This is a genomic window from Streptomyces sp. NPDC057654 (assembly GCF_042800135.1).
GTDB lineage: Bacteria > Actinomycetota > Actinomycetes > Streptomycetales > Streptomycetaceae > Streptomyces.
This window is the reverse complement of the sequence record NZ_JBHVHQ010000192.1, coordinates 1-11627: the sequence shown is the minus strand read 5'-3', so window position 1 is coordinate 11627 and position 11627 is coordinate 1. Positions and strand designations below refer to the sequence as shown.

At 68.5% G+C, this 11627-nt stretch carries 11 protein-coding genes and 1 pseudogene; 6 read left to right on the top strand and 6 right to left on the bottom strand.

From position 1 onward, the window contains the following. The first annotated feature begins 1249 nt into the window (after positions 1–1249). Positions 1250–1603 (top strand): hypothetical protein, encoded by a 354-nt coding sequence (locus ACFU99_RS16995; RefSeq protein ID WP_384392146.1) that lies wholly within the window; start codon positions 1250–1252, stop codon positions 1601–1603. Positions 1604–1862: 259 nt separating this feature from the next. Here the strand turns inward: ACFU99_RS16995 and ACFU99_RS16990 are convergent, their stop codons facing one another. The 3 genes from ACFU99_RS16990 to ACFU99_RS16980 form a co-directional block, all read right to left on the bottom strand. Then, positions 1863–2516 (bottom strand): class I SAM-dependent methyltransferase, encoded by a 654-nt coding sequence (locus ACFU99_RS16990; protein ID WP_384392143.1) that lies wholly within the window; start codon positions 2514–2516, stop codon positions 1863–1865. Then, complete coding sequence (locus tag ACFU99_RS16985; protein ID WP_384392141.1) at positions 2513–3739, bottom strand: cytochrome P450; 1227 nt, start codon at positions 3737–3739, stop codon at positions 2513–2515. Before ACFU99_RS16985 ends, ACFU99_RS16990 begins: the two co-directional genes overlap by 4 nt. A gap of 174 nt (positions 3740–3913) precedes the next feature. Beyond that, on the bottom strand, positions 3914–4609 hold the full coding sequence (locus tag ACFU99_RS16980; RefSeq protein ID WP_384392150.1) for a tRNA-dependent cyclodipeptide synthase: 696 nt from the start codon (positions 4607–4609) through the stop codon (positions 3914–3916). Positions 4610–5030: 421 nt separating this feature from the next. Between ACFU99_RS16980 and ACFU99_RS16975 the strand changes: the two are divergent. Next, positions 5031–5588: pseudogene (locus tag ACFU99_RS16975) on the top strand (DUF6518 family protein); the annotation flags it as partial. 148 nt (positions 5589–5736) lie between these two features. After that, positions 5737–6030 (top strand): hypothetical protein, encoded by a 294-nt coding sequence (locus tag ACFU99_RS16970; protein ID WP_384392153.1) that lies wholly within the window; start codon positions 5737–5739, stop codon positions 6028–6030. A 25-nt stretch (positions 6031–6055) separates the two neighbouring features. Here the strand turns inward: ACFU99_RS16970 and ACFU99_RS16965 are convergent, their stop codons facing one another. Then, positions 6056–7681, bottom strand: a complete 1626-nt coding sequence (locus ACFU99_RS16965) for an alpha/beta fold hydrolase (RefSeq protein WP_384392138.1) — start codon at positions 7679–7681, stop codon at positions 6056–6058. A 178-nt stretch (positions 7682–7859) separates the two neighbouring features. Between ACFU99_RS16965 and ACFU99_RS16960 the strand changes: the two genes are divergently transcribed. The 3 genes from ACFU99_RS16960 (at position 7860) to ACFU99_RS16950 (ending at position 10298) form a co-directional block, all read left to right on the top strand. Next, positions 7860–8651, top strand: a complete 792-nt coding sequence (locus tag ACFU99_RS16960; RefSeq protein ID WP_384392148.1) for a GNAT family N-acetyltransferase — start codon at positions 7860–7862, stop codon at positions 8649–8651. A gap of 253 nt (positions 8652–8904) precedes the next feature. Continuing rightward, entirely contained in the window at positions 8905–9504 is a 600-nt protein-coding gene (locus ACFU99_RS16955) for a DUF3291 domain-containing protein (protein WP_384392136.1), read from the top strand. A gap of 233 nt (positions 9505–9737) precedes the next feature. Continuing rightward, positions 9738–10298, top strand: a complete 561-nt coding sequence (locus tag ACFU99_RS16950) for an SgcJ/EcaC family oxidoreductase (protein ID WP_384392133.1) — start codon at positions 9738–9740, stop codon at positions 10296–10298. A 65-nt stretch (positions 10299–10363) separates the two neighbouring features. On the opposite strand, the gene ACFU99_RS16945 is transcribed toward ACFU99_RS16950, so the two are convergent. Together ACFU99_RS16945 and ACFU99_RS16940 are read right to left on the bottom strand one after the other, a co-directional pair. Further along, positions 10364–10687 carry a hypothetical protein gene (locus tag ACFU99_RS16945; RefSeq protein ID WP_384392130.1) on the bottom strand — a complete coding sequence of 108 codons (324 nt, stop codon included), beginning with the start codon at positions 10685–10687 and terminating at the stop codon, positions 10364–10366. Positions 10688–10921: 234 nt separating this feature from the next. Continuing rightward, positions 10922–11479, bottom strand: coding sequence for a GNAT family N-acetyltransferase (locus ACFU99_RS16940; protein ID WP_384392127.1), 558 nt, complete (start codon positions 11477–11479; stop codon positions 10922–10924). Between the last annotated feature and the right edge of the window lie 148 nt (positions 11480–11627).

The window sequence follows — 11627 nt, the reverse complement described above, 5'->3', positions numbered from 1 at the left end:
ACCGCACCCTGTTGAACAGTGAACCTGGCACACTGGGCATACCGGGCGCACTCTCCGCTAGGGCGGGGTTCCCCAGCCTTGGCCCCCTCTCCTGCGGGCGGAAACCGCCCCGGGCGGTCGGAGCCCCCAGCCGCAGTGCAGGTGTTGCCGCATCCACCGGCCACGGGCTTGGTTCGCTGTGCCGCTGGGGCTGCTGCACCTGTAGTGGAGGGTGGGGCGGTAGCTAGGACCACAGGAGGCTCCGCTGCGCTCCGCAGGTGACTACTGGTAGGTAGGGTGGGGTTACCGCCCGACAAAAGTTCCTTTTCGGGCACCGAATCGGGCCGCAATCGCACTCTGTTGAAGGGTGGACCTGGCGTATCGGACATGCCGGGCGCACTCGCCGCCAGAGTGGGGTTTCCCCAGCCGTGGGCCCCTCATCTACGTGCGGAAACCGCCCCCGAACAGCCAGCACCCCAGGCGCAGCGCAGCGCGCCCTGTCACTTCGGCTGCCGTGGGCCGCAGGCCCGAGACGCCCCCGCACCTGAAGCCCCCGCAGCAACCACATCGCGGCAGCAGCCAGCGGCGCAGCGCAGCGGAGCCCGTCCTGACCTCGGCCACCCACCGGGCAGCAGGCAGCACACCGAGATCAGCCCGCCCCCCTCCCTCCCGCTGCCGGCGCTCTGGACCCGGAGGGTCCGAGACGAAAGCAGCACCCGGCCGGGCGCAATACCGCCCCACCCAACCACCGCCCGCGCTGTGGACCCGAAGGGTCCGAGGCGCACCCGCACCCGAAGGCCCCGCAGCAGCCAGCCCCTAACCTCTCCCGCACCCCGGGCCACAGGCAGCAAACCGACCCCGGGTACGAGTACAGGTACGGGAGCGCCGCGCTCCGCGCCGCCTCAAGGTGACCCTCCCCCGGGGGCGGTTGCCACCCGTACAAGAGGCGCCCACGGCCGGGGGAACGCCACCCAGACGGGCACTGCGCCCGGTATGCCCGATGCGCCAGGTCCGCCGTTCAACAGAGTGCGGTTGCCGCCCAATTCCGCGCCCCAAAAGGCGCTTTTGTCGGGCGGCAATCGCACCCTACCTACCAGTAGCAGCTAACTGCGAGCCCCGTCAGCCGCTTGGGTAGCCAAGGGCTGTCCCGTAACTGCTGGTCACGGAGCGGTCAGTGTGCGGAAACTGCGTAGCTGGCAGGTTTGTGTGCCGGTATCGTCCGGTCTCCCGACGCGCCGTACCGGCGACCTACATTCAGAGAGCGATTCACATGACCAGCCAGCAAGCAACGACGACCCTGTGGCGCCCCACTGGCCCCAAGGAGCTGGATCTGGTTCGTGGGCTGAACTGGCGCGCGTGGCCGCCTCGGCTGCCCGAGCAGCCGATCTTCTACCCGGTCCTCAACGAGGACTACGCGATCAGGATCGCGCGGGACTGGAACGTGAAGCACGACGGAGCCGGGTTCGTCACTCGTTTTGAGGTCGAGTCGGAGTTCGTGAGCCGGTATCCCATCCAACAAGCGGGCGGTCAGACGATCCTCGAACTCTGGGTTCCGGCCGAGGAGCTGGACGACTTCAACGCCCACATCGTCGGTGAGATCGAGTTGGTCCACGAGTTCCATTGAGTCAGGGAAGCCTGCGGGCAGGGCCTGTTGGCCCGATGGCCCGGTGCGGTGAGCCCGACGTGACTGTTGTGATCACGGCATCGGAGCCGCCCTGGACAACCCCGTTCACCGGGCTGAGCCCCAGTCACGGCGTACTGGCGATGCGTAGCCTCGCCCTCACCGGATGAACGACCGCACCCGCACCACACCACACCACACCGCAGCCAAGCGTGCCCGCGGCCCAAAAGTCATTTACGGGTCCGGTGCCCGGTGCCCGGTGTCATGATTCGGGGTTTCGTGCCCACAGAAACAGGATGGTGCCTGGTTCGGCCTGGCCGTCGGGCGCGGGTTCCGTACGGGTCTCCACGCGTTCGACTTCCAGGCCGGCTTGGCGCGCGTACCGGTGGAGGTCCTCGCTCAGGCAGCGGGCGGGGCGGTAGGTCCGTTCGATGAACCGCACCTCCTCCGTCCCCTGGATCTCAGGGACGGCGACAAGGAGGGTGCCTCCCGGGCGGGTGAGGGCCGCGAGGCGCCTGAGCCCGTCCACGAAGCGCGGCCCGGGCAGGTTGACGAGGCAGAACAGGCAGACCGCGGCGTCGTGGACGCCGAGAGCGTCGAGGGCCTCGATGTCGTCGAAGACGAAGAGGTCGGCCAGGACGAAGCGCGCCTGGGGCACTTGGCGCCGGGCGTGCTCCAGCATGACCGGTGAGACGTCCATGCCCGTGACGTCCATGCCGCCCGCGCACAGTTGCTCGGTGGTGGGGCGGCCGGAGGCGCAGCCCACGTCCAGGACGCGGGCGCCCGGGGCCAGGCGGCACATCAGTTCCGCGACGGCATCGATCTGCGCCTGCCTCTTGCCGGTGAAGGACCGCTCGTACTCCAGGCCCAAAGAGTCGAACAGATCGGCCCAGTGGGCGCCTTCGGGGGAGATCACCACAGGACCGGGAGCCTTTCCGGGATGCGCTTGATGTTGCCCGTACGCCACGCGAGCTGGTCGACGGGGACCGCGAGACGCAGCCGCGGGAAGCGTTCGAGGAGCACGGTGAGAGCCTCGGCGGTGTGGGCGCGGGAGATCGTGGATGCGGGGCAGTAGTGCTGGCCCGCTCCGAACGACAGGTGCGCGTTGGGCGTACGGTCCAGGTCGAACCGGTCGGGGTCCGGGAACTGCGCGGGATCGAAGTTGGCGCCCTCCACACAGACCAGGACCAGCTCTCCGGCCCGTACCAGCACGTCACCGAGGTGCACGTCGGACTGGGCGATCCGTGGCAGTCCGTCGCCGATCGACAGCGTGGCACGCATCAGCTCATCCACCGCCTGGGGCATCATCTGGGGCTCCGCGCGCAGCCGGTCCATCGCCTCCGGGTGACGGACGAGGACCAGCACGGCGTGGAGCAGGAACACATAGGTGCTCATGGCGCCCGCGCCGAAGAGGGAGGTGACCGTCGCGGCGAGCATCTCGTCGGTCAGGTCGCCGCCGTCCCGGTTCGGATCGTCGCGCAGTTCGCACAGCCGCCGGATCAGGCCCCGTTGCTCGCCGGGGTCGGCGCGCACCTGCCGGAGCATGTAACCGTAGTCCTTGTCCCAGTTGGCGGTGCAGCCCTCGAAGACGGCGGGGCTGGTGAGGAACCCGAGGTCCAGGCCGGGCATGAGCCGCAGTCCGTCCTCGTAGGGCAGGCCGAGCACTTCGCACATCAGGGCGGCGGCGTACGGCTCCGCGAACCGCTGCCGCAGATCCACCGGCGGCCCCTCCGCCGCCATGGCGTCGGCCAGTTCGTGGGCCCGCGCGGACATCCACTGCGCCGACGCCGGGCCCGAGCGGGGCCCCAAAGCGCGCAGCACCTCTTGGTGCAGCCCGGCGCTGTTGATGTTGGCCATGGTGCTGACGGCCTCTGGTGGGATCGTCAGCGCGTACTGACGCGGCACTTCGGGCGCCGCCGTGTCCCACAGGCTGAAGCGTTCGTCCTCCAGGACGCGCAGGGCCAGCGCGTAGCTGGTGACCAGCCAGGCGTCGTCGCCCGTGAGGGTCCGTACGCGCGCGACGGGGCTCTTCTCGCGCAGCCGCGCGCACTCGGCGGGGACGACGTCGCCGCGCCGGGACAGCGGCCACTGGACCTCGGCGTACGGGGGGAGGGGGGTGGAGGCGGGGGGTGAGGTCATGGTGTTCCGTCCTATTCGGGCGGGTCTTTTTGGGCTGTTTCTTTTTGAGCGGGTCTTGGGGGCTGCTTCATTTCGGGCGGGTCTATTCGGGCGCGTTCTATTCGGGCGGGTTCTATTCAGGCGGGTCTTTTCGGGCGGGGCCTTTCAGGCAGGACCGGCGATGCGCTGCTGAGGTCAGTCGCGGCACTCGACGATGGCGTAGCCCTGGTTGGCGGCCGGCCGTAGTCCGTCCTGGCGGTCGCCATAGAGCAGGCGGCCCAGCGGAAGGAGGGAGTGGTAGCAGTGGACGGATGAGGCGACGCCGAGAATTTCCGGGGTGTCCACGACGAACGGCAACTCCGCGTCCACATAGGCGAGTGCCGCCTGCACCTGCGGGGCGGTGGGCAGAGCGCCGGGGGCCAGTCGCTTGGCGAGGAACTGGTACGCCGTGGCGTCCCGGACCGAGCGCAGCTCCAGGTCGTTGCGGAGGGCCACGCGTGTCCGGGCCCGTACCTCCCGGTAGTCGGGCTGGTCGAGAAAGCTGGACAGCGGCCGGGCCCGGACGCGGTCCGCCGCCGCGCCCAGGTCCGCGAGGGCGCCGTCGATGCGCCGTCGCACCCCGCTGAGCTGCTTGGCCACGCTCTTGCGCGCGGCTGTGGGTTCGTATCCGAGGGCTTCGAGCGTCGCCTCCAGCGCGACGTCCGCCACCACTATGTCCACGACGGCGAAGCGCTCCAGTGCCCAGGTCAGCGCCTGTGCAACCCGCCGCAGGCTGAAGTAGCTGTTGCCTGTACTGATTCCGAACAGTGCGTGGTCCCCTCGCCGGATGAGCCCCGCACTCGATGCCCCGAACGGCAGGACGCTCACTCTGTCCTCGGCCTCGCCGGTCATCGTCACTCGATGTATCCGAACTCTTCGTTCATGGCAGTAACCCTGCCCACACCGAGTAGCAGAAATGTTGTCAAGTCCCGAAAAAGGTGACTATGGGTAGTGGGCGTGGTGCGTGAGTGCGCCCGCGCGCTACCCGGCCCCGGCGCATCAGCCGTCGGCGATCCAGGGCGCTGAGGGCGCTGAGCGCGGCTTCACCAGCCGTGCCGCACCTGTACGCACACAGCACCGCCCCGCCCCCTTCCCCGAAGCGGATCTCCTTGCGAAAATCCCGGGGCCCGCGCTCACTGGCCGCGAACGTGCGCCGAAAAGCGTGTTCAACGCCATCCGCCGCGCCAGGCCAAGAAGCGGCGCTGACTGGCCCGTTGGCCAGCATGGGCACGTCCGGCACCACTCGATCGAAACACCCGCCCACGCCCACGGAATGGAAAAGGCCATCGCCCACCTTCTACGCACCTACGTCACGCCGATCGCGGGATCTCTCGGGGCCGGGCTGCTGCTGGGGCTTATCGGCCCTGTCGCCGGCAAGGGAGACAACGCCGTCTGCTCCGCCCTGAGCACCGTCTTTTCCGGTGGCTGGCCCTGGGCCTGCTTTGCCTTCCTCGTGGGCTACAGCTGTCGCACCAAAACGATGTCCGCCGTCCTTTCCTTCGCAGGGCTGGCGGTCGGCGTCGTCACGTACTACGGCTTCAAGCACATCAGCCCCTACAACCCGCCCGGTACGCACGGCACGGTCAGTGAGGGGTTCTCCCCGGGGATTGTTGTCTGGGTGGTATTCGCCGTCGTCCTTGGCGTGCCCATGGGGCTCAGCGGCTACCTTGCGCGGCGGCGCGGCCTTCTCAGTCTTCCCTTCCGGCTCGCGGTTCCATTGGTGGCCTTCTTCGAGACCGGCATGCGCCTTCGCGTGGAGGCGGACGGGCAGGCCACGGCTGTCATTGTCACTTGGAGTGCGGTCCGGTACGCATCGGCCGCAATCGCCCTGGTCCTGATCGGCCACTCCATCCGGGCCTTTCGACGGAGTCGTCGCAATCGCGTGCCGGAGAGCGATGACGTGTATCGCACGATGAGCTCCGACAGGGAGCCGATTCAGCAAAGCGGTCTACGGCGCCCGCCCCGCCTATACGCGCGCGGTGGAGGCGCTGTACGCGGTCGCGTACACCCTCGAATTCGCCGCCACGCGCTCAGCACCCAGCAGCGATTTCGTCGTCGCGCCGCTGGAGGGGCTGTGGTGGGCGGACAACCCCGAGGCGTTCGCGAGCGGGGCCAAGGGCACCTGGGACTGGACCATGCTCATCAGCATGCCCTCCTGGATCACCGAGGAGATGATCGAGGAGACGATCGAGGAGGCCAGGCAGACCGGACTGGCGAAGAAGAAGCTCACCGTGATCTCCCACCGGTCGAGCCCCTCGGCCGGTAACGGGTAGCGGGTAGCCGGCAGACGCGGTCCCGTCAGCCGTACCGGGTCAGCAACCCGTCCACGTACGCCTCCAGCCGTTCGCCCAATACGTCAGCGGTCAGATCGTTCCGTCCCAGTTCACGCCACGGCCCGGCCAGGTTCGCCGCGTCGGGGCAGTAGTGGAGGGCGTCGAGCAGCCGCCAGTACAGGTGGTCGGGGCCGTCGGCGAGGTCGCGGCCGTCGTGTGCCTCGTACCGCTCGCGGAAGTCCAGCCCGTACGCGGGTCCGTGCAGCAGCGCGAGCGCGGTCGAACAGTGCGCCACGTCGAGGTCGGCGGGGCCCCACGAGGTCTCGACCCAGTCCACGACACCGCTGATCCGCAGCTCGGGGCCGGTGTCCGTGAAGAGCACGTTGCCGGGGTGGAAGTCGCGGTGCAGGAAGCAGCCCTCGTACGGCGGCGGGTCGCGGCGGATCACGTCCACGGCCCGCTTCCACAGGGGGCCGTCCGGGGTGCGGACGCGCTCCGGTGACGTCCAGGCCTGGTACGTACGCGGCATCTCGGCCGGTACGACGGCGTGGACGCGGGCGAGTTGGGCCGCGAGCAGGTCCAGGCGCCGTTCGAGGTCGTCCTCGTCGACGCGGACGCGGCCCGGCAGCGCGGACATCAACAGGGTGGGGTAGTCGCAGTGTTCAGCCGTGGCGTCCGCTGCGACGAACTCGGGGGCCGGGATGCCTTCCTCTCCGGCGAGCAGCGTCAGGACGGACGCCTCGCGGGCCAGCAATCCGGGCCCCGCATGGCGGAAGAACGGCTTCACGAAGGTCCGCCGCACCAGGGCCGCTCCGTCGTCGAGCGTGAGCCGACGCATCTGGGAGCTCGAACCGCCGGAGAGGAAGCGCGAGTCGGTGACGGATCGGCCGGAGTCGAGCTGCTTCGCCACCCACGTACGTGTGGCCGACCAGGCGCCGGCGTCGAGGCCGGTGAGTACCGCCGTCACGAAGCGTCGGCGGTCGTCGTCGTGGTCGCGGAGCCACCTTCCCAGCTGGTGCGAGGCGTCGGGGAGGTCGAGGCGGGTGTAGTGGGCGCGGGCGGACAGTGCGTTCTGTACGGACTCGGTCACCGCGGGCGGGATGACCGTGTCGGTGCCCGGTACGGCGAGGACGGCTCGGCCCTCGTACGCTCGCAAGGCGTTCAGCGCGGGCGCTTCACGCCAGCTGTCCGGCTGCCGGATGATCTTGCTGAACGGGCCGGTCCCGTCGCCGAACGGTACGTTCCACGCCTCGGCCGCGTACACGGCGGGTGCGCACAGGCCCAGCGCCGCCACTCGGTCGCCGTAGTGCCGTACGAGATCGGCCACCGTCTGGCCGCTCATGCTGAACCCCACCAGGACAAGCGGCCCGTCTGCCCGCGCATGTGCGTCGATCACCGAGACGGCCTGCTCGAACCGTCTCCGCAGACTCAACTCGCCGAGTTTTCCCGAGCTTTCGCCGTGCCCGGAGAAATTGAAAGCGAGCCCTCGACAGCCTTGGGCCGCGAACTCCTCCACCAGCGGGCGCAGGCGCTCCGTACTGCCGGCTCCCGCCCCGTGCAGTACCACGGCGGTGGCCTCGGAATCATCACCGCCGCCGTGCACACCGCTGAGCCGTTCGCCGTCGTGGTCGTGCGTGAAGTCGAAGAGCATGTCTTCTATTCACTCACGTCGTGCCTTCCGCGACTTCCGCGAGGTCCGCGAGGTCCGTGTGCCGGCCGGCTCCGCCTCGCCAGTTTCTCGGCGCGGAATAAGCACCTGCGAGTGTCCCATCAGCATGCTGGAATAGTTCGCCATGGAATCAATGGAATCAATGGGACTCTCGCTCGCGATGGAGCAGAACCTCGCCGAGCACGCCTGCCACCTGCACCGAAACCTGAAGAACGCGTCCGTCGACGAGACCGACGACCTGCTGATCGCCGACAGCGGTCTCGCCGATGACACCTTCAATATCGTCGCGGCGGCCCGCTTCACCCCAGACACCGCCGCGACCCGCGCGGCGGAGACGGCCCGGACCTTGGCCGCCACCGGCCGGCCGTTCTCCTGGTGGGTGGGCCCCGCCTCCACGCCGGGCGATCTTGCCGGGTGCCTGGAGGCCGCGGGCCTGGAGGCGTCGGAGACCGAGACGGGCATGTGGATGGATCTGCGCGGTCCTCTCCCCACGGCGCATGTAGACAACGGCCTGGAGATCCGTCTGGAGATCGGTCTGGAGATCCGTCTGGCGACGGCTCCGGAGCAACTCGCCGACTACGCCGCCGTCCTCGCGGCGAACTGGAACCCGCCCGCCGCCACAGTGCGCCGGTTCTTCGCCGACGCCGCCGGCCTGGCGCTCGCCACCGACTGCCCCGCCCGCTACCTGGTCGGTTACGTCGACGGCCGGCCCGTCTGCTCGGCCGAGGTCTTCCTGCACGCGGGCGTCGCCGGGATCTACAACATCGCCACGCTCGCCATCGAGCGCCGCCGCGGCTATGGCGGGGCCATCACCCTGGCCGCCCTGCGCACCGCCCGCGACGCGGGCTGCGAGACCGCGGTGCTCCAGGCATCCGGCGACGGGGAACCCGTCTACCGCCGCCTCGGCTTCGCCGCCTGCGGCTACTTCACCGAGTACGCCATCGCTCCCTGACCCGCCACAGGCGGGTGGCAAAGCCACGTGGGCAGGGAGAACGCAACTTCGACATGGCCCGCAGAGGCGGCTACCTTCACCTGGTCCTCGGCGATCGCCCACGGTCGCTCGGGAGTTCCTTCAGGACGAGAGTCACCCGCGACGGGGTGAGCTGATCGCGTACGCCCCACGCGTCCTCATCCCCGTGCCCGAGCCCGTGCCTCCGAAGCGGGTCCACACCAGGCCCCGACCCGACCCGACCAGGGAGAGACGTATGCCCCATCTTGCTCTGTACACATTCGGCGTCCTGCAATCGCCTCTCGCCGATCCCGCGCCTCTCACACGCGAGTTCCACGACATCGGCGAGGCCGTCTACCGGAAGATCAGCCAGCATCCTGGATACCTCGCCCATGCCGAAGCGGCCGAAACAGCCGAAACGGCCGACGCGACGGACGGCGGCCGGGGTTCGCACTTCGACTTGGACTGGGGTGCGTGGGGCGAGTTCGCCGTACCGGTCTGGTACGGCAAGGGCCGTACGGTGGAAACCACCGCCCTGGCCACGACGCTCTCACTCTGGACCGACCTGGGTCCCGCCTTCGACGCCATCTACTCAGGTCTGCACCGCGAGGCGCTGAACAGGCGGTACGACTGGTTCGAAAGGACAGGGCACGCGAATTACGTTTTCTGGTGGGTTCCCGACGGCACGATACCCACCTGGCAGGACGGGGTCTCCAGGCTGGAACACCTCAACGCCAACGGCTCCGCGCCGCGCGCTTTCACCTTCCACCACCCGTTCACCCCGGAGGGAACTCCGATCAAGGGCAACGCCAACAAATTCGGTCCGCAGAGCTACCAGGTTCGCTCCACCCCCTAGGGGCTGCCGAGCACTGCCGGTACATTCCACCCGATGCCACGGACCGCTGGTGATTAGGCGCAGGCGGGCATCCGGGCGGCAGGTGTGGTTCCCGCCCCGCAGGGGGCGATCTTCAGGGAAGCGGCAGGGGCGGGCTCCTTCCGGAGAAGCACGACATCGAGTGGTGCCTCACCGACGCTGTTGGTGGTCGACGAATCAGCTTCCTTTGTCCATTGCCCATCCAGGAGGAACAGATGAGATACCGCTCCATCACCATGCTCACTGTAGGAACGGTGACCGCTGCCGCCCTATTAGGCGGAACGGCAGCCTTGGCCGCCGGCGCGGTCAGCCCCCGTGCCACGCCTCCGCGCCCGCCGAACGCGGCCCCGCACCCGGGCAACGACCGGGACCGGGACCAGGACCGAGCGGCGTTCGACGAGCTGCTTCGCCGACAGGAGCGAGGCTGGGCCGACAAGAACGGCGCGGAGTTCGCCTCCACGTTCACCAACGACGCCGATCTCGTCACCTTCAACGGCGATTACCTGCGCACGAAGAAAGCTGTCGCGCAAGGAATGCAGTTCTATTTCGACCACTACATCGACGACACCACGCTCCGCACACTCGACGAGCATGTGCGCTTCATCGACCGGCGGACTGCCGTCGTCGTCCGGACCACTTGTCAGCTGCGGAAGGGGGAGAGCGAGTGCCGAGCAGGCTCGAAGTCCGTCAACACCAACCTGATGACCAAGAGGAACGGAACGTGGCTCCAGCAGTCCTTCCAGAACACCCGCAAGGCCGAGCTGCCCCACTCATGACACCGAGCTGACCGAGCGGCTTTCGGCATTACGTACGTGGTCTTGGGCCGCTCTCGCCCCGCCCTTCACCTCCCGAGCACCGCCGGCCATGGCGAAGGCGGTGTCCAGAAGGCATCGAGCTTGTCGATGATCTTCTGAAACTCGCGGGCCCCGCGAAGGGACATGGCTTGTACGACAGTTTCGAGGAGAAGCCGGGATTCCAGGGGATTTCCGCAGCAATACCAGCTGAGGTAAAGCGAGTCGTTGTGGTGCCAGAGATCGTCGTAATCGCGCCACAACTCACGGTCGGGGCGACGAACGAACTCCTCCCAGAGACTGACAGCCTCGCTGATGTCTCCCGGATAAAGATAGTTCCGGATGCGCTCCAGGCGATCGGCCTCGGAAAGCACTCGCGGGGGCAGGCAGCCGATGTACCTGGTGTTCTGTGTCCGGCGCCGGCGGGGAAGGCTCGCCCGGACACTTCCTGGCCGCCTACGCGGCATGGACCTTTCGAGTCGTCATCATGCCGCACATACTGCCATGACCTCGGCTTACGCCTCGCCCGACCTCTCCCCGAGATACAAAGCCCGCCCGGCTCACCCCCACTCCCACTCCCACCCGCGCCCGCATCGGGTTCAAACCCCTCAGGCCACGGCCGGCCTGTGGCGGACATGTAGATGGCCCTCCTTTGGGAAGGCGGGCGGTTGGGGAGGAAGGATCGCTGCGAAAGCGAAGCCGCATCTTTCGGCGACGCGGCACGAACCGTGGTTGCCCACCGCATGGAGCAGGTCCAGCCGCACCACCGACACCGGGAACGCCTCGCTGAAGACCCACCGCACGGCCGCCTCCAGGGCCCGGGAGACCAGTCCCCGACTTCGGCCCTCGGTTGCCGACCAGTAGCCCACTTCCGCGGAGCCCTCGTCCGCGACCTTCACCACGACATGGCCGACCGCCGCGCCGAAGCCCTCACCAGCATCTTCCGTGACGGCGAAGCCGAACTGAGTGCCGTCGGCCCAGCCCTGACGCTGGTCGTCGAGCCAATGGCGAGCAGCAACATCGTCCTTGATCACATTCCTCAGCCAGCGGCGCAGGACAGGGTCCCGGTGGGCGGACACGAGAGCGTCGATGTCATCGGCCTGCCAAGGGCGCAGGGCCAGGGCGGGCAGGGACGCGGTGGACCCCACGGTCAGTTGGACACTCACACGGTTCTCCGATCGGCTCGGCTGCTGACCGACAAACTACTGAGTTCGAACTCGGGGTGTCGTAGCTGCTGATAGGGGCAGGTTGCCGCGGTGCGCCGTCTGTGTGAGGTGCATGAGGTACGCGCAGGGTGGCGGTCAGCCGGACGAG

Bases quoted from the DNA above. Each gene is read 5' to 3' on its own strand.
- ACFU99_RS16995 (WP_384392146.1), top strand. From the start codon at position 1,250: ATGACCAGCCAGCAAGCAACGACGACCCTGTGGCGCCCCACTGGCCCC.
- ACFU99_RS16985 (WP_384392141.1), bottom strand. From the start codon at position 3,739: ATGACCTCACCCCCCGCCTCCACCCCCCTCCCCCCGTACGCCGAGGTC.
- ACFU99_RS16980 (WP_384392150.1), bottom strand. From the start codon at position 4,609: ATGACCGGCGAGGCCGAGGACAGAGTGAGCGTCCTGCCGTTCGGGGCA.
- ACFU99_RS16965 (WP_384392138.1), bottom strand. From the start codon at position 7,681: ATGCTCTTCGACTTCACGCACGACCACGACGGCGAACGGCTCAGCGGT.
- ACFU99_RS16960 (WP_384392148.1), top strand. From the start codon at position 7,860: ATGGAGCAGAACCTCGCCGAGCACGCCTGCCACCTGCACCGAAACCTG.
- ACFU99_RS16955 (WP_384392136.1), top strand. From the start codon at position 8,905: ATGCCCCATCTTGCTCTGTACACATTCGGCGTCCTGCAATCGCCTCTC.
- ACFU99_RS16950 (WP_384392133.1), top strand. From the start codon at position 9,738: ATGAGATACCGCTCCATCACCATGCTCACTGTAGGAACGGTGACCGCT.